A 22,163-nucleotide genomic window follows, 5' to 3' on the forward strand; every position below is an offset into this window, starting at 1 on the left:
GTCCCCGCCCTGCTCAGTCCTGACGGTCAACCACGTGGGCGACCGGAACGGGACGGGCCGGGAAACGGGCGGTGAATCGCCCGACCTGCTCGGCCGGAATGCCGCGTAATCCCGCCAGTGTCCGGGTCAGGGCGAAATGACAATAGCGGCCCTGGCAGTAACCCATTCCCGCCCGTGACAACAGCTTGGCGGCGCTGGCCGTGGTCACGTGCGGATGCTCGTCGAGCATGCGCCGAAACGCACCGGCCGTGACTTCCTCGCACTTGCACAGATTGGCGTCGTCAACCTGCAACTGCTCGAACAGGGCCGATCCCGGCCAGGCCAGGTCACACAGCATCCTGGCGAAACGGTTGGCCCGCCGCAGGCGTTGCCGATAAGCACGCGCCTGCTCAGCAGCCCGGCCCCGGTCGATGCGCCCGGCTTCCAGCGCGCAGCCCAGCGCGGCCAGCCCGCCCTCCTCGGCCGCCACTTCGCCGCCCGCCATGCCGGTGATTTCTCCGGCCACGAACATGCCCGGCACCGTGGTTTGCATCCACTCGTCGTGCCGTGCGATCCAGCCGCCACGGCGATCCGACCAACCGCAGTCCGCGCCGACCTGCCGCACCAGTTCGGAATTGACAAGAAAACCGAAACAGATCCCGAGGCGGTCGCAGTCGATGGCCTGCGTCCGGTCGCGCCGGACCTCGCCGTCACCGCCAATGGGTGCGATTCGCACCTGCTCCAGCCGATCCGTTCCCGTGGCTTCCAACACGGTGTGGCCGAATTTCACCGGCACACCGGCGGCTTTCAGACGGCCCAAAGCCGCCGCCGCCTGGAACAGCTTGCCCAGGTGCGGGAGCGTTGCGGCCGGCCGCCGGAGAGGGGCCAGGGCGCGAACGGGACGCTGCGCGAAATACACGCCGCCGACCTGTCCGCCGGCCTGCACCAGCTGATCGGCGACGATCAACTGCAGAGGGTGGGAGCCGGAGAACACGATGCGTTCCCCGGCCACGAACTGCTGCCCCTTGATGAAGGCCTGGATGCCGCCCGCGGCCATTACGCCCGGCAGATTCCAGCCGCGGAACACGACCGGCATGTCGTAGCAGCCCGGCGCGACCAGCACCTGCCGTGCCACCAATTCGGAACATGCTCCGGCCCGGTCCAGCAGGATGCGGAATCGACTGTCGTCTTCGGCGCCGTGCTGCCGCAGAATTCCACAGACCGAAGTATTGAACCGCCAGTCGACCCGGTCATCGCCGGTAGCCGCGCGCACCATCTCGCGGCCGGCCCGATAGGCCCGCCCCTCCAGGGCGTTCCCGACGGTGAATTCCGCGGGGGGTTGTCGGTAAATCTGTCCGCCCGGAGCCGCCTGTTCGTCGAGGACCGTCACCGTCAGACCGTGATCGGACGCGACCCGCGCGGCGCTCATGCCGGCCGGGCCCGCACCGATGATGGCGAGATCAGTTTTCATCGGCATCTCCACCGCCCGCGGATTGCAGACGCACGCCGGTACGCACCGACATGCCTTCGCTGACCCGGCACAGGCAGGCCCGGCGCCAGCGCTCCGGCCCTGAACCGGGCTCGCGCACCCGAACCTGGCATTCGTAACAGGTTCCCATGTTGCACCAGGGTCCGCGCGGCTGGCCCGATCCCGTGCGGTTGAACGCGGTAATCCCCTGGGCCAGCAACACGGTCGCCACGGTTTCCCCGGCATGCGCGGCAACCGCCTGGCCGTCCACGTTCAGGGTCAGCGCGGCCCCGCGCCGGGTGTCGTCGTTTTCGATGCGACGGGTCATTGCTTCATCCCATGAATGCGTTGAGGCCGCCGAACCGCGCCGGACTGAATGGATCCAGCGGATGCGACGAGCTGCCGTTGAGAATCAGTTCACTCATCAGCCGGGCGTAAGTCGGGCCGTTGGTGAAACCGGACCCGCCCGCCGCCACGAAAAAGCCGGGAGCCTGGGGCACTTCGCCCAGAACCGGGAGTTCGTCCGGTGTGATCGCGGTGGTGCCGGTCCACACCCGCAGCAAGCGCAGGCCGGCTACCTGGGGCACTACGTCGGCGCCCGCACGCAGGTTTCCGACCACCGAGTCCATACGCAGTTCCGGCGGCGCGGAGCCCGTCCACTGTCCGGCGGACTGCTGCATCCGCGACGGCCAGCCGCCGCCAATCAGCAGATTGCCATCGTCGGTCTGCTTCAGGGACAGGCGGCGGCCCACGTGCTGCACCAGGTGCGGCACCAGCGGGTCCACTTTCTCGGTGGCGTTCATGGTCAGCGCCACCGGAAACAGGGGCAGGTGAAGATTGGCCATGGCGGCCACCCGCACAGCCCAGATGCCGGCCGCATTGAGTACCGCACCAGTGGTGATCGAGCTGACCCCCTCCGAAGCCGCGGCGTTCTCATAGCTCACGCGCCAGCCACTGCCCGACCGGCTCACTCCGGTCACCGCGGCATGGGTTTCCACCCGGGCACCGGCATCGACTGCCCGGCGGGCGAAAGCCGGCGCCAGCAGGCGCGGATTGCTGTGCCCTTCCTTCGGGCAGTGCAGCGCCGCCAGGATGCCCGGCGCCAGGTACGGCGCGATCCGCCGCGCGCCATCGCCGTCCAGCAGCTCGATTTCCAGCCCCTGGCTCTGTTCGATCTCCAGCTTGCGTTTCAGCACTTCGACCTGTTCCGGCGTTTCCGCCACCATCAGCCCGCCGTGCATACCGGTCTGGGTATCGATGCCGAGGTCCTCGTCCAGGCCCTCCCACATCATGATCGCGTGGCGCGACATGCCGACGTAGAACTCCAGTTCGCGCCGGTAACGGTCGATATCACGGATCAGGCGGTATTCGAGCTGAAAATGCAACGAACCCGCGTTCTGCCCCGAAGCACCCTGGTTGATCTGTCCGCGTTCAAGCAGGGCGACCCGCGCTCCGCCGCGCGCCAGGTAGCACGCGCTGGCGCAACCGATCAGGCCGCCGCCGATGACCGTGACGTCGTAATCCGCCACGACGAACGGGCTCAGCCGACCTGCGCCGTGACTTCGATTTCGATCAGAAAGCCCGGCAGCGCCAGCGTCGGCACGCCGATCAGGGTATTGGCGGCCGGCACGACGTCACCATAAAACTCGGCCAGGGCGGCGCCGACCGGTTCCAGGTACTCCGGACGGTGATTGACGATATAGGTGCGCATGCGCACGACGTCGGCGGGACTCGCTCCGGCCGACGCCAGCACTTCCTTCAGATTGGACAAGGCCTGGCGGGCCTGGGCACCGATGTCGTCACCGCCGACAATGTTGTATTCCTTGTCCCAGGCGACCTGGCCGGCGCAATGAATGAGGGTGCTCCGGTCGGATCGGACCGCGTGGGAAAATCCGTACTGCACGCTGCCGTACATGGATTCGGGATTGATGGCTTCTCGGGTCATGGGTGTTTCCTCCAGCAGTCAGGCGAATTACAGATATTGAACCAGCTCAAGCTGGTTACCGAACGGATCCAGCACGTACCAGGACCGGGACGCCGGGCACGGCCCGTCCTCCATGTCGATGGAACCCGCGGCCGCCTTGCAGCCGTTGCGTTCCAGAAGGGCGATCGCGCCGTCGATGTCTTTGACTTCAATGCACAGGTGGCGGCTGCCCGCGTCGCAGTTGCGCGGCGGCGTGGTGGCGGCATCTTCAGGCTTCTCGTATTCGAACAGCTCCATGCCGAATCCGTCGGGCCATTTCAGCATCGCGATTTTCAGACGGGCTCCGGGCACGAAGATATGCGCATCGGTCCAGTCGCGCCCGTCCTCCATCGGCGGAATCTCGGCCGCGTCGAACGGCCCCATGCGGTATTCGACCTCGGCGCCGAACAGACGGGTGTAAAAGTCCACGGCTTCGTCGATACTGGGAACCGTGAGTGAAACATGATCGATACGCTTGAATGAAATGGATTCCATGGATTGCTTCCTGAATCTGATGACGAATTGGGCCGGGCCGGACCGTGTTTTCGCACGGGTCCGCGAATGGGTCCGCCCACGGCACAAGGTTAACTGCACCCGAAGCGGCTTGCATACCATCGCCTGACCGAATTTGTTGCTTTCAGCGCAACCGCTGCCCCGTTCCCGGAACGGGCGGTTAGAATTCCAGCATTGCCTTCGCGGCCCGGCCGCCGAGCGGAACAAAGGACAACAACTGCCATGAACTGGATTGTAAAACTCTTTCGCGGCCTGGTTGGCCCCGCTGCCGTCATCGCCGCTGGTTCCATGGGCGCGGGCGCCGTCGCATCGCTGATCCTTGCCGGCGCGTGGTTTCGCTACGATCTTCTCTGGGTCGTGCTGTTCATGCTGCCGCTGTTCGTGATCGCGGTCGATTCCGCCTCGCGCATCGGCACCATCAATCGCGGAGTCGGCATGCTGTCCATCGTCAGCCGCCACATCCACCCCTCGGTCGCCTGGCTGTTCGTGCTGATCAACGTGCCCATCCACATCCTGGTTGGCATGGGCCAGTTCTCGGTGATGACCTCGGCCTTCCTGTCGCTGTTCGGCATGCATCCTCCGGTGCCGGGCGGGCCCGCGGACTACGCGGCGACCTACGGCAACCTGGAAATCATCGGTTCGCTGGCGCTGGCCGCGTTCGTGCTGTGGTTGGTGTTGTCCCAGGGCTACGACCGCATGCAAAAGGCCATGACCGGCCTGATGGTGGTGATGTTCATCTGCTTCCTGCTGATCGCCCTGCGCAGTTTCGGTGACATCGCCGAGATCATGAGGGGCTTCATTCCGAGCATCCCCGACGACCTGCCGGCACCCGGCCGCGACGCGGTTCGCATGAGCACGAGCTCCATCATCGCCATCGTCGGCAGCGCCATCGCACCCGGCGCGTTGCTCACCATTCCCTACCTGAGTTCCGACGCCAGTTCCGGCGCGGTCAAGCTCAAAGAGGATCTGCGCAAGTCCATCCTCAATCTCGGGATCATTTTCGGCGCCTACGCGATGTTCATCATCATCGCCGGCGGCTTCGCGCTCTACCCACTGGCCAACCACGCCGACATCGAAACCGTGCACGAGGCCGGGCAGGTACTGACCGCGGCCTTCCCGCAGACCATCGCCTTCGTCGGCCCCACCATTTTCACCCTCGGCCTGTTCATCGCCGCCATGACCACCCTGGTCATCTGCGTGCAGGTGGTGATCTACCTGTCGCTGGACATCCTCAAGAAGCCGTGGACCTTCTCCAGCGACAACAAGCCCTACCGCCGCCTGGTGATCGGCGTGACCCTGCTCACCGGCCTGCTGGCACCGATCTGGGATTTCCCCGCGCTGCTCAAGGTCGTATTGCTGATGGGAGTCAACGTGCTGGTGATCCCGCTGGTGATCGGCGCCATGATTTTCCTGGTCAACCGCCGCGCCGTCATGGGTGAATTCACCGCCAGCCCGGTGCGCAACGCGCTGCTGGTGCTGGTGCTGGTCATTTCGGTGGCGCTGGCCATCGACAAATTCCCGGACTACCTCACGATGCTGGCCGGAATGACCGGTTGATCGTCCCCGGCGTGCCGCACCCCCGGGGGAGCTTCGGCTGGGTGCGAAGAGCCGAAGCTCTCGGCATCGGGCGCTGATCATGTGCCGGGCCGACCGGATTTCCCCGCTCGACTATACTGAAGGGACCCGGTCCATCCCGCGAGGCGATCATGAAAACACGACCGTCCTTACCCCACCGAATGCTGTTCCCATCTGCTATCCCCAACTGGCTGGCGGCCGGATGCGTATGCCTCGCGCTCTCGACATCGGCCATTGCCGAGGCCCCACCCAAGGCAGAGGAGATGAAGGAAGCCAGGTCATCCGCCGAAACGGTTCAGCGCAACGCCAGCGACCTCAAATTCACCCGGGAACGGGCCAAACGCGGACGCGTCCCGGTTCATAACCCTGAATGGACCGACGCACGGGAATCGGACCCCGCCATGAAGGAGTCGGGCGAGAAAGGCGGAACCACCGACATCAACATCGGCGTGGGTGAACTCTCGGGAGACGAATCGGAACCATCCGCCACCCTGCGGACCTCGACGGCAACGGACGACGACTGACGCACGCTACCGGACCGGGTGCCGGTCCAGGCCCGATGGAACAATGTTCCACCGGGTGTTACGCCCTACCCATGACGTAACGAGAAAACCCGGAGAAACCCATGCACCCCGCAAACCTGCAATTGCTGAACCGAATCGGTGACGCGCCCCTGCTGACCGATGGCGGCCTCGAGACCGTACTGGTTTTTCAGCAGGAGCTCGACCTCCCCTGCTTCGCCGCCATCGACCTGCTCAAACGCACGGACGGTGAAACCCGGCTGCAAGCCTACTACGCGCCTTTCCTGGAACTGGCAGGCCGCCACGGAACCGGCTTCGTGCTGGAAACGCCCACCTGGCGGGCCAGCCCCGACTGGGCCCGGGAAATCGGCTACCGGCCCGGGGAAATCGATGAACTCAACCGCGCGGCCGTTGGCGTAACTCGCCGCATTCGCGACCTTCACCCCGACGTCGGACCGACCCTGGTCAGCGGCTGCATCGGCCCGCGCGGCGATGGCTACGAACCCGGTGATACCCTGAGTGCGGAGGCTTACCGGGACTTTCACGCCCGCCAGGCACAGGTCATGGCCGAAGCCGGCGCCGACCTGATCAGCGCCATGACGATGAACACCATCGAGGAGGCCCTGGGCATCACCTGGGCGGCCCGCGATGCCGGCCTGCCCGCCGTCATCTCGTTCACGGTGGAAACCGACGGCCGCCTGCCCACCGGCGACTCGCTGTACAAGGCCGTTCGCACCGTGGACGACGCTTCCGGCAACTACCCGCTGTGGTTCATGATCAATTGCGCGCATCCCACGCATTTCGAATCCGTACTGCGCGATGGCGGTGACTGGTTGGAGCGGATCGGCGGCCTGCGGACCAACGCCTCACGCTGCAGCCACGAAGAACTGGACAATTCGGAAGTGCTCGACGATGGCGATCCGGCGGAACTGGGGGACGATTACCGCCGCCTGCGCCGGTTTCTGCCGAATCTCAGGGTGTTCGGGGGATGCTGCGGCACCGACATCCGGCATGTCCGGGCCATCGCGGAGTCCTGCCTGGGCGAGGCGCCACCGGCACGAGCCATGAGCGCCTGAGCACAAGGCCACCCACGACACCCCGCTGGCGCCCGGTCGTCCCGGGCGTCAACCTCCGGCCAGCCGCTCCGCCCGCCGCGCCAATTGCTCGATAATGCGCGGACCGCGCCCCGGAATGCTCCAGGGACACACGGCAATGCAGATGCCGCAGCCGAAGGTTTCGTTGAAGAACAGGATGCACTTGTCGAAATCCACGTACCACTTCTCCGTGCCGCGCACCGGCACTTTCTCCGGCCCGATGGCTTCCGGCGGACAGGCGTTGCTGCACACCTGGCAGCGGCTGCAGAAATCGTCGACGCCGTAATGCGCCTCCGGTGTCGGGATCAGCGGGATGCTGGTGAGTACCGCGGCGAGGCGGAACGAAGAGCCGTAGTCGCGGTTGATGATGGAGCCGTGCCGGCCGAGCTCACCGAAACCGGCAGCCAGCGCCGGGGGAATCAACAGTAATTCCGAGGCCATCGGGCCCGCCTGCGGATGCGCATCCCAGCCCCGTTCGCGAATCCAGTTGGTGATGTCCTTGGTGGCCTTGGCGGCGCGGCCGTACTGACGCACCACCTCACCGCCGGCCTCCGGTTCCGGGGCCCTGGATATTTCCTCGTAATCGTGTGCGACCCCGATCACGATCACCCAGTCGTAATCCAGTTCGACGCCCTCGAAAGTCCATTCCGGCTGCAACCTCGCGATACCGAACAATTCCAGGTCCAGGCTTCCGGCATACTCGGTCAGTTGCCGTGTCCAGTCCTCCGCAGACTGCTGCTGCGGTTCTCCGCTGACCTCCGCGTACGGCAGGTCGAGTACTTTCTGGCGGTCGGCGCGCGCGGCCCCGATCGCCGGGTTGTCCGGGTCGTTGAGGTAAAACCACTTCTGCAGTTCGCCGTGCGGAATCGTGTCGGGATCGCGCCAGTAGACCGGCCGCGCCCGGCGGAATTCCGTTTCCCCGAGCCCGTTGATGGTATTTCCGGATACGTCCGGTATGCAGGCCACCTGATCCGGGTGGGGCACATGCGGCCGGTAGGGTGATTTGGGCATCTGGGTCTCCTCGGCGTTTCACCCCATGATAACCCGGCCCACTAGTCGATACGGCGCCAGTGCTGCTTGCTGCCGCTGCCGAACGCGAGTTTGAGATTGCTGCCGTCGTACTCATAGGTCGGCGACACGCTGGTCGCAGGCACCAGTGAGCCTTCGCCGTTCACGTGCTGCACCCAGTAACTCACGTCGTAGGTGATGTGATCGCCCTCCACCCGGTAGGTTCCGGCATGGCTGCGGGCGGACGGTTCGTCCTGTCCGGTAAAGGTCGTTTGATAGATGATGGAAAAATGACCGTCCTGCACCAGTTGCAGGCCCGCCGCCGGCGGCTGGTCGTCGGCGGTCTCGTAGGACACCAGCTCCCACGCGCCTTCGAGTTCCGCCGTGGTCAGCTCATCGGCCTGTGTGTTGGCGCCGGGCGTGGCGGCGATAATCGCCCCGACCGCGATACCGAGTACATTCAATGGATTCATCGATGGATACCTTTCTCAACCAGAAAACTTAGGTGCAGTTTACGCAGGCCGGGCTCAGCGAACCACGTGCCAGGCCGTTTGCCGGCCGGCCGCGTAGATCACCCGCTCGCCGTCGAACCAGGCGGTCTGCTCCAGCTTGATGGCCACATTCTGGTCATCCCACTCCGGCACCGCCTGCTTGATGTTTCCCTCGATGGCGTAAGCCGTGTTCGGGTGCAGAATCCGCGCACCGTACACCGGCACCGGACCCTGGTTGTCCCACATGCCCATGCCCGGCCCGGGGGCATGGCCGAACATGCCGATCGGGTGGGTGTAAATACTGGCCCGGATGCCAGCCTTGCGGCTTGCGGACAGCGCCGCGGCGAAAATTTCATCCCCGCTGCGGCCGCTGCGGAACGCATCGGTCAGCAGATCCTGCCAGCGATTGCCCGTGGCCAGCGCCTCAACCAGCCCCGCGGGCACCTCGGATTCACCCGCACGCAGCACGTAACCCATTTCCTGGGTGTCCGTACACAGGCCCAGGTAACAGATGCCGACGTCGGTGTGCAATACGTCTCCCGGAAGAATAACGCCGGAACCGCCGCAGAACGCATCCTCGTCGGTGCAGGCACCGCCCTCGCGCTGACGGTTCACATGCGGATGGAACCAGATCGGCAGATCCAGTTCCTCGAACCGTTCGGCGATGAACCACTCGACCGCCGCGGTATCGGTGACCCCGGGGGTGATGACCTGATTGGAAAATGCCTCGCCGATCACGCTGCGGGCCAGCGCCACGACCTGCGGATAGATCGCCAATTCACCCTCGGTGCGCGTTTCCAGCCAACGGATCACCAGGTTTTCCGCGCTCACCACGCGCTCGCGCAAATCCTTGTCCAGAACACCCAGCAGTCGCTGATGCAGGCCGTGAGTCAGCCCGTCCGCCACCGCCCAGCCGTCCGAAACGTTGATACCGATGCGTTCCGGCTCGCGCTCGGCGATCACCCGCGCCAGGGCCTGCCATTGCTCATCGAGATCGCCACCCGACCAGGCGGCGGTATACGGCTCGCCCAGGGGATATCGGTTCACCGACAAACGGTCGACGGTTCCGTCGGCCTTCAGGTCGAAGATCAGCATGGTGGTGCGCCGGGCGGCGTGCGAGGGCTGTGGCACCAGGGTGAAATAAACCGGATCCTCGGCGTATTCGCGCGCCAGCACCAGCCACAGGTCGATTCCGGTTTCCTGCATCAGTCCCGGCAGCAGGTTTTCCAGGCGGTCGTTCAGTATCCGGTTGGCCACTGCCGGCCGCTCACGCAAGGGGAGCACATCGGGCGTTGACCGGATGATTCGGCCCTGTTCGAAGGCCGGCGCGGCCTGCGCCGACACCACCCCCGCGAGGCACAGCGCCACCGCGGCTACCAGAATGAATACGGCGCTGAGCGCCCGGCGATTAGCGTGCATCATGATCTCCGTGCAGGAATTCGCGGTCGTTACGGCCGAACCGCCGAAGCAATGGCCCGGGCCTCATCGGCCAAACGGGTGATGGTAGCAAAATCACCGGCGGCGACGGCAGCGGCCGGCGTCAGCCAGCTTCCACCGCAGGCGATTACCTGGGGCACCGCCAGGAAATCGGCGAGATTGGCGGCCGACACGCCGCCGGTGGGCATGAACCGCACGCCGCGAAAGACCGAGGACAGGGCTTTGAGCATCGGCACGCCACCGCCGAGACCGGCCGGGAAAAATTTCACCGTGTCCAGGCCCAGGTTCCAGGCAGTTTGCAGCTCTGTCGCGGTCGCGATGCCGGGATAAACCGGCAGCCCTGCCTCCTGCGCCGCCCCGACCACGCCTTCGTGCAGCCCCGGTGAGACGATAAAGCGGGCGCCGGCATCGATCACCTGGCGAGCCTGACCGGGCGTGAGCACGGTACCCGCCCCCACCTGCGCCTGCGGAAACGCTTTCACCGTGGCGGCCAGGCAGTCGAGGGCCGCTTCGCTGCGCAGCACCACCTCGATGACGCCAAGTCCACCCGCGATCAGGGCCTCGGTGATGGCCACAGCGGTTTCGCTGTCGGACGCCGCCACCAACGGGACGATCGGTGCCGCGGCAAGGCGGTCGTTCAGGCTGGCGTTCAGGTTTGCATTCATGGTCTTGTCGGCATCAGAGGTAAATGATGATGGCGCCATGTACCGCGTCGGCGTTGATCAGATCCACCCGCTTGTGGCGAATCCGCAAGCCTTCATCGGTCATGACCAGTTCATGACGATAGGTCCCGGCGAACAGCGTCTGTTCTTCCCAGTACCAGTAGGCACAGTGAAAATTGGACGTGACCGTGCAATTGCCTGTCGCCTCGTCGAATTCGGTGATGCGCACGTTGCCGATCAGGTGCGAACAACGCACCGCGTAATCCTTGGAGGCCGCCCGGGGGTGTACAAAATTGCGCCGCCGGATTTCCATCATCACCCGGTCGTCGTAGATCAGCGACAGGTGGTTGTGTGGATCCTCCTGATCCTCGACGGCCGGCATCCAGTAGGTGCCATCGTCGGTATACAGTTCGATCCAGCGGTCCAGGTCGGGCCGGTCGAGATACGAGGCCTCGAGGTAAAGAAAGTCCTCGACCTGCCGGCGGAATTCAGCGTCGTTGCGATGGGCACTCATGTCAGCACGTCTCCCCGAGCATGTAGTGACGCCAGGCGCGGTACTGGGTGCGTATGTCCACGTCGCTGGTGCCGCGACCGACCCAGTGGTCGTCGTGCATTTCGTCGCGACCGTAATCCCGATGGATTTCGACCCATTCGTTGGCGTCCGACTCCAGCCCGAGTTGCATGCGCCGGTAGGCCACCAGATCATCCGGCCCCACCATGGAGCCGCTGGAATTGATCAGCCGGGAGTACAGGATGGTGCGCTGCAGCAGCGATTCGGGCGCGCCCTTGAGCCGGAATGACCAGCTTTCGATCACGCAGTGATCCGCCGCGATGGGCCGCACCACGCGTATGTTCTGAACCGCGGATTTGATGGTCAGGGACGGGTAATAAAGCGTGTTGTGCGTGTTGAACGTCAATATCTCGCGCGTGCGTTCCGGTCCGTAAGCCTCCAGCATGACTTTTTCATAGTCGGGGTCCACGCTGTAGTTGGCGTGGATGCTGGTCTTGCCGCCATCGTAGTGGTGACCGTAGGGGAAACCGACGATGTCGGTCGCCTCGAAGTTCTTGTACGAAGCGCCGAACGGCGGAATGATCTCGGCTTCCTCGCGCCGTCCCGAATCCTCCGGCAGGGTCTTGATGTAGTCGTTGGCCGCATCGACCACCGAACGATGCACGATCATCGGGTGCATCGTGTCGTTGAGGTTCTCGTTGAACATCTTCCAGTTGCAGCGATGGTCGAAGCGCAGCGGTCTGCCGACAACTTCCACCTCACCTTCCGGCGAGCGGTCGCACAGGTTGTCCATGACCTCCGCGGCCCCGCCCAGCCAGGATTTCAAATCCGGGGCCTCCGGATCCATGGTCGCGAACACGAAGCCGCGATAGCTGTCGTACTGCGCCAGCTTCTGCATCGAATACTGCGGATCTTTCTTGTCGAAGCCCGTGCCTTCGTAGCCTTTCATGTGCGGAACGCCGACCAGCCGGCCGTCGAGCTGATAACTCCAGCCGTGGTAGCAGCACACAAAGCCGCCCCCGGTATTGCCGCAGTCCGTGTCGACCAGTTTTGCGCCCTTGTGACCGCAGCGGTTGTACAACACGTGCACCGAGCCGGCCCGGTCGCGGACCATCACCAGCGGCCGGGTACCGATATTGACGGTCGCGTAGTCGCCGGGATTGGGCACCTGGCTCTCGTGGCCGATGTAAATCCAGGCCTTGCCCCAGATCCGTTCCATTTCGAGTTCGAAAATATCCGGATCGGTGTATACGCTGCGATGGATGCGTTTGGGCTGCACCAGCGCATCGAGGTCGATCGTCGTTTGGCTCATCATTTCCACTCCTGTTCCCGCTCCACGCGGGAACCTTCATTCAAAGGCTCAGCGAACCCACGCTGGTGCCACCGCACACGAACAGGGTCTGACCGGTGACGAAACCGCTGCCCGGCGAGACCAGAAACATCACCGCACGCGCCACATCGTCGGCCTGGCCGAGGCGACGGACCGGGATCGATTCGGCCAGCGCTCGTGCCTTGTCACTGTCCTCGGGAATCACCTCGGTGAACATGTCGGTGACAATCGGCCCCGGCGCGACCACGTTGGCGGTGACGCCGTGCGGGCCGAGTTCCAGCGCCCAGGTACGCACCATGCCCACCTGCCCCGCCTTGGTGGCGGCATAGCCAGTGCGGGTCTGCAGGCCGAGCATCGCCCGCGACCCCACCACCACCACACGGCCGAAGCCGGCGGCTTTCATGGCCGGCAGGGCCGCCTGGACCAGAATGATGCCGGCGTGCAGATGCAGCCGGGTGATGTAATCGACATCTTCCAGGTCAACGTCCTCGATGAGCGACGGCCGGATGACCCCGGCGTTGTGAACCACGGTGGTGATGTCATACTGCCGCGACAGTTCGTCCGCCACCTGCCGGGTCGCCCCGGTATCCGACAGATCGACCGGCACATCGATCAGCCGTTCATGTTCGAAGCCGGACCCACGCCGCGACAGGTTGAGCACGGTATGGCCCGCGTCCAGCAGATGCCGGCTGATGCTGGCGCCGATGCCGGCGCTGCCGCCGGTCACCACCGCGACTCCATTTTCCATCGTGTTGTTTTGCGCATTCATGACAACAGTGCCTCACGTTCCAGTACCCAGGGATTCTCTTCGTACCGATTCAACAGGTCTTCCGCGGCAGGGCCCACCGGCACCCGCTCCAGCCCCTGCTGCAGCGCTGCGACCACGGCCGCACCCAACTGCGCCGGCCGCACCCGCGGCGGAGGCGCGGAAGCCCCGTCGGCTTCCAGCGGCCCGGTCAGAACATCCACCACCCGAACGCCGGTACCGACCAATTCGGCCCGTAAGGACTGCGACAGGGAGAGCGCGGCCGCCTGGCTGGCGGCGGAGGTTCCGAAGCCCGTTCCGCCACACAGGGCATGGACGGACAACAGGTTGACCCACGCGTGCCCGGCTTCGCCGCCGTCGGCCGCGCGCGCTTGCAAACGCGGAACGAAGGCTCTGGCCAGGTTCAGCAAACCGAAATAGTTGATCGCCATCTCGTCTTCGGCGTCCACGGCATCACCTTCACCCAGGGCCGTACCCGGCCAGGCGCCACCACCACTGAATACGACCTGGTCCACCGAATCGCCGATCCGCCGCGCCAGTTCCGCGACGCTTTGCCCGTCTGCGGGATCCAGAGGGATTGCATCCACGCCGTCGATTTCAGGCGCCTCGGCCTGGGAATATCCGCCATGGACGCGTGCCGCGCCCGCTTCGAGCAGGGCGGCGGCGACCGCCCGACCCGCGACGGTTCCGATGTCGGTCACCAGAATGGAACGGCCCGCGGGATCGCAAACCAGGTGGCTCAGGTTGGGGTCGTCCGTCATGGTGCTGTCTCCCGTTTCCGGCAGCGCGATCAACACGCCCTGCCCGGATGCATCGGTGCGGGCGATCACCCGCACCCGCTGGCCGATTTCCAGCGACTCGTGTACGTGGGTCAGTGCAACAGGGCCGGCATCCAGAGAAACCGTCCCCATGCGCCACGGCGACCGGGCACCGAACCATTCGTTGAAACTGTGGCGCTGGACCGTGTCCGATACCAGGGTTCCGGCGTCCGGCGCGTCCCGCCACTGCAAGTCCGCGGACCAGCACGCCGGGCAGGCGTCCCGGGCCGGATAGGCATAGCCGCCGCAGTCCGCGCACTGCTGCAACCGGAAGCGACCGGCCGCGGCCGCCGCGGAAAGGCTCAACGCCTCGCGGCTGCGCGCCGCCGGCGGACCGATGCGGGCGCTCACGACCGGCCTCCGGCAATCAGCGCGGCCGTGGAGCACAGCCCGCGGTCGTAATTGATCATGCCGAAACCGGACACGCAGGCGATGCGCGCATCGGAAACCTGGTTGTCGGCGCCCGCTCCGGTGACCTGCCGCAGAGCTTCGTTCAGGCCGAGCCAACCACCCGCCGCGCCGGCCTGGCCCACCGACAACTGGCCGCCCGAGGTGTTGTGCGGAAAACTGCCGTCGAAGGTGAAGCTGTGACGATCAATGAAGTCTGCAATCGCATCTGCCGACGTGAAGCCGAGATCGACCCACTGCATGGCTACGATGGCCGGGTAGTCGTCGTAGGTCTGAACCAGATCCACATCGTCCGGGCCGACACCCGCGGCGGACCAGAAGCGCTCGGAGTCCAGCGCCCAGCCGCAACGGTACTGAACCGTATCATCGGGCCAGGCGTTGTGCCGCTCCTGGGTCGACAGGATGCGTGCGAACGGCAGACCGAGATCGACCGCGCGTTCTTCGCGCAGCACCAGAAATCCTTCGGCACCGGCACAGGGCATCACGCAGTCGAACAGCGTGATCGGGTCGGCGATCGGGCGGCCGGCCAGGTAGTCCTCGAGACTCAGCGGCTTTTTCATCAGCGCCTTGCCGTAGTGCAGCGCATTGTGCCGTTGTGCCACGCACAGTTTGCCGAAGGCTTCCCGGCCAAGGCCGTAACGGCGCATGATTTCACGGGTGATCAGCGCAAAGCTGGCGTTGGGCCCGCCTGCACCGTACGGCAGCACGGCATCCTGCGAAAAGCGGCTGAAACCCGCGATCAGGTCGCTGAAGGAACTGCCGCCGTGGGTGTCGCCCGCCACGCAGGCCACGACCTCGGCGTCGCCCGCCTGCACCGCCCGGGCCGCGCGCCGCAGGGCGATGATGCCGGCCGCCCCACCCATCGGCAGATGGTCGAGCCAGCGGGTGGTCAGACCGAAATGCTGGGTGAGCGCGACCGCGGTGTCGGGTCCCAGCGTGAACGACGACGCGCACAATCCGTCGATATCCGATGGACCCAGCCCGGAGGCATCGGCCAGCCCCCGCAGGGCGCGGCCGATCCACCAGTGGGCCGGCCGTTCGGAATGCCGCACGTAGGGCACGCTGACCGGACAGGCCAGCACCACCCCGTCGTAGCCGGCGGGTCGCCTGTTCGCCGCGGCGGCTATGACGCCCTCCGCTTCTTCAATGACCGCAGATCGACGGCCGTATTCTCTTCCAACACCCGGCGCGCCTGCCGTTTGACCTCGCCCCGGCTGATTTTCTGTGAGGCGGTCAATGGCAGGGAGTCGACAACGGCGATGTAACCCGGCGCCTTGAAATACACCAGGTGCTGCATCGAGAAATCAAACACGTTCTGCGCCAGACCGGCGGGGTCGGCCGCATCGTCCGACGGGACGACGAATGCGAACACCTCGTCGCCGCGAATTTCGTCGGGCACCGCCGTGACCGCGCAGTTTCCGACCGCTTCGGACTGTAGCAACACGGCCTCGACCTCGACGGCGGCGATGTTCTCGCCACTGCGCCGAATTACATTCTTGCGCCGATCGACGAAAAACAGCGAACCGTCCGGCCCCTCTCGCACGACGTCGCCGGTACGCCACCAGCCGCCGCGCCAACCCTCTGCGGTGGCGGCCTCGTCACGGAAGTAGCCGCTGAAGAACCCGAGCCGCGGTTCCGGCCCGGACCGCCGCACCAGCAACTCGCCCTCCTGCCCCGAATCGACATCGCGGTCCTGTTCGTCCACCAGGCGGAACTCGAGCTCGGGTCCCGGCCGCCCGAAACAGCGCTGACCGACGTACCGCGGTTCGTGGCTGGCGACGATCATCGCCCCCGCCCCGGTCTCGGTCATGGCCCAGCCCTCGATCAGAGGAAAGCCGAAACGCCGCTCGAAGGTCTCCTGGTGCCTGGGATCACAACCGGCGCCGAAGCCGAATTTCACCTGTCCGCCAAAATCTTCATCCGCTTGCCCGGGCAACTTCAGCAGAATCGCCGGCATCACCCCCAGGTAATGAATCACCGTCGCCGCTTCCTCGCGCACCGTGCGCCACCACGAGCGCGGATGGAAGCGATCGAGCTGAATCACGCAGCCGCCGCACATCAGCATGCCCATGAAGGAAAACGCCAGCGCGTTCATGTGGTTGGGCGGCAACGGGGTCAGGAGCCGGTCGGTGTGGTCGATGTCACACAAACCGCCGAGCCCGGTGTAACCACGACCCAGCGCCAGAAAGTACTCATTGGACAGAATGCATCCCTTGGGTTTACCGGTGGTGCCGGAGGTGTACAACAACGCGGCCTCGGTATCCTTCGCGCCTACCAGCTTATCCGGCACTTCGCCCGGCTTCTCGTCCGCAGGGGTGGCCTCTGACTCGATCAGGGTGATCCCGCCCGCCTCGACCGCCAGGGTCCGCAGCCGGTCGAGGTGCTCCCCGGCGCCACCGATCATCCGTGATTCACTGTGCCGGATGACATGCAGCACCTCCGCATCGCTGCCCTCCAGGTTCAGCGGTACGATGCTCGCACCCTCGGCATTCAGCGCCAGCAGGTGGAGATAGACATCAAGGCGGCTGTCGTAAGCCAGCCCCACCCGGTCTCCGGGCACGATGCCCAGCGCGCGGTAGTGGCCGCGCAGGCGGTCGACCTCGGAGCGGGCCGCCGCGTAGGTGAATTCGATGGGCCCGTCCGCATAAGCAGCCGTGGCACAGGCCGGCGCCCGCAGAAAAGGGCGCTGCGGATGAGCATCGCAGCTGGCCAGGAAGGCGGCGAAAATGCTCGGGCAAGCATTGGTTTTTGCGAAAATTTCTGCAGACATCTCGACTCTTTGGGCATCAGGGCCCGGCAATTCTGTTCAGGTGGTGGCCATGGGTCGCGTTATCGCGATGCCGTTGGGGTGCAGTCCACCCTTTGGACTGCACCCGGCATTGGAACATGCGGGAAGACACGCCACGCGATCGCCCGGAAGTGTGACCGAGGCATACTACTAAGAATCAGGTAAACAATATGCGCCATCTACTTACAGATTTCAGATTTCAGCCAGACCCCGGTCGCAACACCCGCGAAACCAGCCACACCCGGCGGTCAGTCATTCGGCTTGTTCACCGCCGCCAGGGTCCGCTCCAGCGCCCGGGTCAGGGACTGCACCTGGCCGTCGCTGCGGCCGGCCAGCAACTCGGAAATCAACCGGTCGTAGTCGTCGTGCATTCGCTTCCACAGCCGCCGGCCTTCCGGCGAAATGGTCACGGACTGGACCCGCCGATCCTTGCGCGAGGTCACCTTGCGCACCAGGCCGTCTTCCTTCAACCGCCGAACCACGCCGGTGATGTTGCCTTTCGAAACCCGCAACAGGGTGGCCAGATCGCCCATCGTCAGGCCGTTATCGCTCAACGCCAGCGCGGTCAAAACGTCGTAGCGCGGCAGGCTGGAGTTGTACTCCTGCGCGAAATGCTGCATCAACTCGCGCTCGATCCGGGTGAAACAGCGCAGCAGGGCCAGCCAGGCACGCCGCCGGTGCGCCGCCTCGGGGAGGTGATCGAGAATCAGATCGAACAGATAGGGTCGCGTCATCGCGCTTCCACGTCAGCTTCTAATCAGGAAATCATAACCTGCAAATCACCGACTTCAACTCGGTGAAGCCCAAAAGACCTTCCAAACCGTTTTCCCGTCCCCATCCGGACTGCTTGTAGCCTCCGAAAGGCACGGCCATATCGGGAATGCCGTGGCAGTTGATCCAGACCAGGCCGGCCCGCACCGCGGCGGCCAGCCGATGCGCCTGTCCGACATTCTCGGTCCAGATACTGGCCGCCAGCCCGAATCGGCTGTCGTTGCCCAGCGCCAGACCTTCGGCGGCATTGCTGAATGAACTCGCCGCCAGTACGGGCCCGAAGATTTCCTCCTGGACAACCGCCATGCCGGGCTCGACATCCACCAACACCGTGGGCTGCATGTAGAAACCACCATCGTGCGGCTGGATGCGTTCACCGCCCCCGGCGATGCGCGCGCCCTGCTTGCGGCCGGTCTCAACCGCCCCCAGCACGCCCTCGAGATGCGCTTGCGAAATCAGCGGCCCCATCTGCGAGGCGGGGTCGTGCGCCGCACCCACCGCCAGTTCCCGGGCGTATGCGACCACGCCTTCGACCACCTGCTCATACACCGGTTTCTCGACATACAGCCGCGAACCCGCGACGCACACCTGCCCGGCATTGCCGAAGATGGCCTCGGCCGCACCGGGTATGGCCTTGTCGAGATCGGCATCGGCCAGCACGATCACCGGCGACTTGCCACCGAGTTCCAGCGTCACCTTCTTCAGGTCGGTCAGCGCCACCCGGCCGATTTCCCGCCCCACCTCGGTGGAACCGGTAAACGACACCTTGGCCACCGCCGGGTGTTCGACCAGGGCCGCGCCGATTTCGCGGCCGGTGCCGGTCACGATGGCGGCCACGCCGTCCGGCAGACCCGCCTCGGTGAGCAGTTCGCCCAGCCGCAAGGCCGTCAGCGGGGTTTTTTCATCCGGCTTGATGATGGCGCAGCAACCGGCCGCCAGCGCCGGCGCCAGTTTCCAGCTGGCCTGCACCAGCGGTCCGTTGGACGGGACGATCAGGCCGGCCACCCCGATGGGTTCGCGCCGGCTGTAAACATGGAATTCCCCGCCGGGGGCCAGCGACAGCTCGCCGGTGGTGCCGCCCAGCTTGGTGCACCAGCCGGCGTGGTAGCGGAAGCATTCGGCCGCGAAAGGGATTTCGGCTTCGCGCGCGGGGCCGTGAAGCTTGCCCGCGTCGAGCATTTCCAGTTCGGCGAGTTCGTCCGCGTTCTCGTCGATCAGATCGGCGACCCGCAGCAGAATGCGCGTGCGCGTGGCGGCCGGTAGCAGGCGCCAGCGGCCGTCTTCGAAAGCGGCGGCCGCCGCGGTGGCCGCCTGATCGAGGTCCGCGCGGCTGCCGGGGGCGAATTCACACAAAACCTCGCCGGTGGACGGATTGACCGGGGCCAGCGCGGGCTCGCCATGGCCGGGCGCGGAGCGGCCATCGACATGCAGGCCCTGCACACGCGTCAGAAAGGCGCGTACCGCTTCGCTTTGTACATGGGCCATCTCGCCGGTTCTCCTCAGGCGTCCAGGTAGCCGCCAAGCACTTCGAGCAGGGCTTCGTTTTCCTCGTCGGTGCCCACCGTGATGCGGAGGAATCGGTCGGCACTTCCGGGCCGCGGAATAATCCCGTTGGCTTCCATCACCGCGGCCGCCTCCTTCGCGGTTTTGTCCGCCCGGGGTTCGAAATCCACCAGGTAGAAATTGGTCACACTGGGCACCACGGTAACGCCACGATCACCCAGTGCGCTGGCAATCCGTTCCTGCCAGGCGGCAACGTGGCGGCGAGTGTGCTCCACGTGTTCGTAGTCGGTGACCGCCGCCGCCGCGGCCGCCAGCGCGGCGGCATTGGCGTTGAACGGCGTGCGCAGGCGGTTGACGACCTCGATCACGTCGGCCGGACCATAGGCCCAGCCAATGCGCAGGCCGGCCAGGCCATACATCTTGGAAAAACTGCGCGTGACGACCACGTTGGGCAATTTTTCGGCCCAGCGCAGTCCGTCATCGTAATCCTCGCGGGTGACGTACTCAACATAGGCGCCATCCAGAATAATAAGTACGTGCGGAGGCACTTCGGCCACCAGCCGTTCGATTTCTGCCGAGGGCAGATACGTGCCCGTGGGGTTGTTGGGATTGGCCACCGACAACACCCGCGTACGCGGCGTGATGCATTTCAGCAGGGCGTCCACATCGACCTGAAAATCGCGCTCCGGCGCCAGCACGATCTTCGCGGCCTGGCTTTTGCCGTAAATGGAGCACATCATGAAGTTGTTCTCGGACAGCAGCAGTTCGTCGCCCTCACCCAGAAAACAGCGGATCAGCAGCCCGATGAGCTCCTCGGAGCCATTGCCGCAGACGATGCGGTCCGCGTCGATGCCGTGCACGCCGGCGATGGCTTCGCGCAACTGGGTCTGCGTGCCGTCCGGATATCGGTGCAGTTCGGGGGCGAGCGCGCGGTAGGCCTCCATCGCTTTGGGCGACGGGCCGAAACAGCCTTCGTTGCTGGAAAGTTTGATCACCCGGTCGCGACCGGGCAGCTGGCTTTTGCCCTGCTTGTAGGGCGCGAGCGCCTGCAGGCGTTTCAACGGCCGCGGGGCGGGGGAATCGATGGCCTTGACGCTGGCCTGGCGGGCGGAACTTTCTGACATGGCTGACTTCACTCGGTCTATGTGGACAGGCCCGGGGGCATTGGTTTAAGTATAAACTAACGCGTCACGCCAGACCAGACAAGTGCTGGATTTCCAGTTTGTTTATATATAAACTGCTTACTCCGGAATTCGAAACCGGGCGGCGTTCCGCACAGGGTTCGTCCCAGGCACGCCGCCAGCATGCCAGCAGCACGACCCGAGCACCCGGTGAAACCATGAAAATTACCGCAGCCAAAGTCATCGTCACCTGTCCCGGCCGCAACTTCGTCACGGTCAAGATCGAAACCGACGAGGGCGTCCACGGCATCGGCGACGCCACCCTGAACGGCCGCGAACTGGCGGTGGCCAGTTACCTCGAGGATCACCTCATTCCCTGCCTGATCGGGCGCGACCCGCGGCAGAGCGAGGACATCTGGCATTACCTGTATCGCGGCGCCTACTGGCGGCGCGGCCCGGTGACGATGAGCGCCATCGCCGCCATCGACACCGCCCTGTGGGACATCAAGGCCAAGCTGGCCGATATGCCGTTGTACCAGTTGCTGGGCGGCGCCTCGCGCAGCGGGGTGATGGTGTACGGACACGCCAACGGCCGCGACATCGAGGAGGCCTGCGACGAAGTGGCGCGCTACCGCGAGATGGGTTATCACGCCATCCGCGCCCAGTGCGGCATTCCCGGACTGGACAGCACCTACGGAGTGTCCGGCGACAAGTTGTTCTACGAACCCGCCGACGCCGACCTGCCCACCGAGAATGTCTGGTCCACCGAACACTACCTGCGGCACGTGCCCAAACTGTTCGAAGCCCTGCGCGACCGTTTCGGCTTCGAGCCGCACCTGCTGCACGACGTGCACCACCGCCTGACCCCGATCGAGGCCGCGCGCCTGGGCAAGGACCTGGAACCCTACCGCCTGTTCTGGCTTGAAGACGCGGTGCCGGCGGAGAACCAGGAAGCCTTCCGCACGATCCGCCAGCACACCACCACCCCGCTGGCCGTGGGCGAAGTGTTCAATTCACTCTGGGACTGCAAAACCCTGATCGAGGAAGGGCTGGTCGACTACATTCGCGCGACCGTGGTCCACGCCGGCGGCGTGACCCACCTGCGCCGCATCGCCGACCTCGCCGCTCTGAACCATGTTCGGACCGGCTGCCACGGCGCCACCGACCTGTCGCCCGTGTGCATGGGCGCGGCCCTGCATTTCGACCTGTGGGTGCCCAATTTCGGCATCCAGGAATACATGCGTCATACCGAGGAAACCGACGCGGTATTCCCGCATGCCTACACGTTCGAGAATGGCTATCTGTACCCGGGCGAAGCCCCGGGCCACGGTGTCGACATCGACGAGGACCTGGCCGCGAAATACCCCTATCAGCGCGCCTATCTGCCGGTGAACCGTCTGCGGGATGGCACGATCTGGCATTGGTGAGAAAGCCCT

At 65.2% G+C, this 22,163-nt stretch carries 22 protein-coding genes; 4 read left to right on the top strand and 18 right to left on the bottom strand.

Features of this window, described 5'->3' with window-relative positions:
- Window positions 1-13: 13 nt before the first annotated feature.
- The 5 genes from V3330_RS00920 to V3330_RS00940 are packed head-to-tail and all read right to left on the bottom strand — an operon-like array spanning window position 14 to window position 3,905.
- Window positions 14-1,450, bottom strand: a complete 1,437-nt coding sequence (locus tag V3330_RS00920; protein ID WP_354693492.1) for an FAD-dependent oxidoreductase — start codon at window positions 1,448-1,450, stop codon at window positions 14-16.
- Window positions 1,440-1,775 carry a (2Fe-2S)-binding protein gene (locus V3330_RS00925; protein WP_354693493.1) on the bottom strand — a complete coding sequence of 112 codons (336 nt, stop codon included), beginning with the start codon at window positions 1,773-1,775 and terminating at the stop codon, window positions 1,440-1,442. The genes V3330_RS00920 and V3330_RS00925 overlap by 11 nt, the downstream gene beginning before the upstream one ends.
- 4 nt (window positions 1,776-1,779) lie before the next feature.
- A complete protein-coding gene (locus V3330_RS00930; RefSeq protein ID WP_354693494.1) occupies window positions 1,780-2,976 on the bottom strand; it encodes an NAD(P)/FAD-dependent oxidoreductase in 1,197 nt (398 codons plus the stop codon).
- An 11-nt stretch (window positions 2,977-2,987) separates the two neighbouring features.
- A complete protein-coding gene (locus V3330_RS00935) occupies window positions 2,988-3,392 on the bottom strand; it encodes a RidA family protein (RefSeq protein ID WP_354693495.1) in 405 nt (134 codons plus the stop codon).
- A 27-nt stretch (window positions 3,393-3,419) separates the two neighbouring features.
- Complete coding sequence (locus tag V3330_RS00940; protein WP_354693496.1) at window positions 3,420-3,905, bottom strand: VOC family protein; 486 nt, start codon at window positions 3,903-3,905, stop codon at window positions 3,420-3,422.
- 240 nt (window positions 3,906-4,145) lie between these two features.
- Between V3330_RS00940 and V3330_RS00945 the strand changes: the two genes are divergently transcribed.
- The 3 genes from V3330_RS00945 (at window position 4,146) to V3330_RS00955 (ending at window position 7,095) form a co-directional block, all read left to right on the top strand.
- The gene (locus V3330_RS00945; protein ID WP_354693497.1) at window positions 4,146-5,480 is read left to right on the top strand and encodes an NRAMP family divalent metal transporter; all 1,335 of its coding nucleotides are present in this window, start codon (window positions 4,146-4,148) and stop codon (window positions 5,478-5,480) included.
- A 281-nt stretch (window positions 5,481-5,761) separates the two neighbouring features.
- Window positions 5,762-6,022, top strand: coding sequence for a hypothetical protein (locus tag V3330_RS00950; protein ID WP_354693498.1), 261 nt, complete (start codon window positions 5,762-5,764; stop codon window positions 6,020-6,022).
- A gap of 101 nt (window positions 6,023-6,123) precedes the next feature.
- The gene (locus V3330_RS00955) at window positions 6,124-7,095 is read left to right on the top strand and encodes a homocysteine S-methyltransferase family protein (RefSeq protein ID WP_354693499.1); all 972 of its coding nucleotides are present in this window, start codon (window positions 6,124-6,126) and stop codon (window positions 7,093-7,095) included.
- A 48-nt stretch (window positions 7,096-7,143) separates the two neighbouring features.
- On the opposite strand, the gene V3330_RS00960 is transcribed toward V3330_RS00955, so the two are convergent.
- The 13 genes from V3330_RS00960 to hisC all read right to left on the bottom strand — a co-directional run bounded on the left by V3330_RS00960 (window position 7,144) and on the right by hisC (window position 20,730).
- Window positions 7,144-8,124, bottom strand: a complete 981-nt coding sequence (locus V3330_RS00960) for a 4Fe-4S dicluster domain-containing protein (protein ID WP_354693500.1) — start codon at window positions 8,122-8,124, stop codon at window positions 7,144-7,146.
- Window positions 8,125-8,165: 41 nt separating this feature from the next.
- Window positions 8,166-8,594, bottom strand: coding sequence for a hypothetical protein (locus V3330_RS00965; RefSeq protein ID WP_354693501.1), 429 nt, complete (start codon window positions 8,592-8,594; stop codon window positions 8,166-8,168).
- 54 nt (window positions 8,595-8,648) lie between these two features.
- Window positions 8,649-10,031, bottom strand: coding sequence for a M24 family metallopeptidase (locus tag V3330_RS00970; RefSeq protein ID WP_354693502.1), 1,383 nt, complete (start codon window positions 10,029-10,031; stop codon window positions 8,649-8,651).
- 29 nt (window positions 10,032-10,060) lie between these two features.
- Window positions 10,061-10,714, bottom strand: a complete 654-nt coding sequence (locus V3330_RS00975) for a bifunctional 4-hydroxy-2-oxoglutarate aldolase/2-dehydro-3-deoxy-phosphogluconate aldolase (protein WP_354693503.1) — start codon at window positions 10,712-10,714, stop codon at window positions 10,061-10,063.
- 13 nt (window positions 10,715-10,727) lie between these two features.
- Entirely contained in the window at window positions 10,728-11,225 is a 498-nt protein-coding gene (locus V3330_RS00980; protein WP_354693504.1) for an aromatic-ring-hydroxylating dioxygenase subunit beta, read from the bottom strand.
- A 1-nt stretch (window position 11,226) separates the two neighbouring features.
- Entirely contained in the window at window positions 11,227-12,534 is a 1,308-nt protein-coding gene (locus V3330_RS00985; RefSeq protein ID WP_354693505.1) for an aromatic ring-hydroxylating oxygenase subunit alpha, read from the bottom strand.
- A 40-nt stretch (window positions 12,535-12,574) separates the two neighbouring features.
- Window positions 12,575-13,321, bottom strand: coding sequence for an SDR family NAD(P)-dependent oxidoreductase (locus tag V3330_RS00990; RefSeq protein ID WP_354693506.1), 747 nt, complete (start codon window positions 13,319-13,321; stop codon window positions 12,575-12,577).
- Entirely contained in the window at window positions 13,318-14,487 is a 1,170-nt protein-coding gene (locus tag V3330_RS00995; RefSeq protein WP_354693507.1) for an SDR family NAD(P)-dependent oxidoreductase, read from the bottom strand. The genes V3330_RS00990 and V3330_RS00995 overlap by 4 nt, the downstream gene beginning before the upstream one ends.
- Window positions 14,484-15,629: a thiolase family protein gene (locus V3330_RS01000; protein ID WP_354693508.1), complete on the bottom strand. Its 1,146-nt coding sequence runs from the start codon at window positions 15,627-15,629 to the stop codon at window positions 14,484-14,486. Before V3330_RS01000 ends, V3330_RS00995 begins: the two co-directional genes overlap by 4 nt.
- 38 nt (window positions 15,630-15,667) lie before the next feature.
- A complete protein-coding gene (locus tag V3330_RS01005) occupies window positions 15,668-17,314 on the bottom strand; it encodes an AMP-binding protein (RefSeq protein WP_354693509.1) in 1,647 nt (548 codons plus the stop codon).
- Window positions 17,315-17,580: 266 nt separating this feature from the next.
- Entirely contained in the window at window positions 17,581-18,066 is a 486-nt protein-coding gene (locus V3330_RS01010; RefSeq protein WP_354693510.1) for a MarR family winged helix-turn-helix transcriptional regulator, read from the bottom strand.
- Window positions 18,067-18,097: 31 nt separating this feature from the next.
- Window positions 18,098-19,588: an aldehyde dehydrogenase family protein gene (locus V3330_RS01015; RefSeq protein WP_354693511.1), complete on the bottom strand. Its 1,491-nt coding sequence runs from the start codon at window positions 19,586-19,588 to the stop codon at window positions 18,098-18,100.
- A 14-nt stretch (window positions 19,589-19,602) separates the two neighbouring features.
- Complete coding sequence (hisC, locus tag V3330_RS01020) at window positions 19,603-20,730, bottom strand: histidinol-phosphate transaminase (protein WP_354693512.1); 1,128 nt, start codon at window positions 20,728-20,730, stop codon at window positions 19,603-19,605.
- Between the two features lie 215 nt (window positions 20,731-20,945).
- Here hisC and manD point away from each other — a divergent pair, with 215 nt between their 5' ends.
- Complete coding sequence (manD, locus tag V3330_RS01025; RefSeq protein ID WP_354693513.1) at window positions 20,946-22,154, top strand: D-mannonate dehydratase ManD; 1,209 nt, start codon at window positions 20,946-20,948, stop codon at window positions 22,152-22,154.
- The last annotated feature ends 9 nt before the right edge of the window (window positions 22,155-22,163 follow it).

This window comes from Elongatibacter sediminis (genome assembly GCF_037892215.1).
Classification (GTDB): domain Bacteria; phylum Pseudomonadota; class Gammaproteobacteria; order Xanthomonadales; family SZUA-36; genus Elongatibacter; species Elongatibacter sediminis.

What these genes read in the sequence shown, in the direction of transcription:
- V3330_RS00920 (WP_354693492.1), bottom strand. Translation starts at nt 1,450, where the DNA reads ATGAAAACTGATCTCGCCATCATCGGTGCGGGCCCGGCCGGCATGAGC.
- V3330_RS00925 (WP_354693493.1), bottom strand. Translation starts at nt 1,775, where the DNA reads ATGACCCGTCGCATCGAAAACGACGACACCCGGCGCGGGGCCGCGCTG.
- V3330_RS00935 (WP_354693495.1), bottom strand. Translation starts at nt 3,392, where the DNA reads ATGACCCGAGAAGCCATCAATCCCGAATCCATGTACGGCAGCGTGCAG.
- V3330_RS00940 (WP_354693496.1), bottom strand. Translation starts at nt 3,905, where the DNA reads ATGGAATCCATTTCATTCAAGCGTATCGATCATGTTTCACTCACGGTT.
- V3330_RS00945 (WP_354693497.1), top strand. Translation starts at nt 4,146, where the DNA reads ATGAACTGGATTGTAAAACTCTTTCGCGGCCTGGTTGGCCCCGCTGCC.
- V3330_RS00950 (WP_354693498.1), top strand. Translation starts at nt 5,762, where the DNA reads ATGAAGGAAGCCAGGTCATCCGCCGAAACGGTTCAGCGCAACGCCAGC.
- V3330_RS00955 (WP_354693499.1), top strand. Translation starts at nt 6,124, where the DNA reads ATGCACCCCGCAAACCTGCAATTGCTGAACCGAATCGGTGACGCGCCC.
- V3330_RS00960 (WP_354693500.1), bottom strand. Translation starts at nt 8,124, where the DNA reads ATGCCCAAATCACCCTACCGGCCGCATGTGCCCCACCCGGATCAGGTG.
- V3330_RS00965 (WP_354693501.1), bottom strand. Translation starts at nt 8,594, where the DNA reads ATGAATCCATTGAATGTACTCGGTATCGCGGTCGGGGCGATTATCGCC.
- V3330_RS00970 (WP_354693502.1), bottom strand. Translation starts at nt 10,031, where the DNA reads ATGCACGCTAATCGCCGGGCGCTCAGCGCCGTATTCATTCTGGTAGCC.
- V3330_RS00975 (WP_354693503.1), bottom strand. Translation starts at nt 10,714, where the DNA reads ATGAATGCAAACCTGAACGCCAGCCTGAACGACCGCCTTGCCGCGGCA.
- V3330_RS00980 (WP_354693504.1), bottom strand. Translation starts at nt 11,225, where the DNA reads ATGAGTGCCCATCGCAACGACGCTGAATTCCGCCGGCAGGTCGAGGAC.
- V3330_RS00985 (WP_354693505.1), bottom strand. Translation starts at nt 12,534, where the DNA reads ATGAGCCAAACGACGATCGACCTCGATGCGCTGGTGCAGCCCAAACGC.
- V3330_RS00990 (WP_354693506.1), bottom strand. Translation starts at nt 13,321, where the DNA reads ATGAATGCGCAAAACAACACGATGGAAAATGGAGTCGCGGTGGTGACC.
- V3330_RS01005 (WP_354693509.1), bottom strand. Translation starts at nt 17,314, where the DNA reads ATGTCTGCAGAAATTTTCGCAAAAACCAATGCTTGCCCGAGCATTTTC.
- V3330_RS01010 (WP_354693510.1), bottom strand. Translation starts at nt 18,066, where the DNA reads ATGACGCGACCCTATCTGTTCGATCTGATTCTCGATCACCTCCCCGAG.
- V3330_RS01015 (WP_354693511.1), bottom strand. Translation starts at nt 19,588, where the DNA reads ATGGCCCATGTACAAAGCGAAGCGGTACGCGCCTTTCTGACGCGTGTG.
- hisC (WP_354693512.1), bottom strand. Translation starts at nt 20,730, where the DNA reads ATGTCAGAAAGTTCCGCCCGCCAGGCCAGCGTCAAGGCCATCGATTCC.
- manD (WP_354693513.1), top strand. Translation starts at nt 20,946, where the DNA reads ATGAAAATTACCGCAGCCAAAGTCATCGTCACCTGTCCCGGCCGCAAC.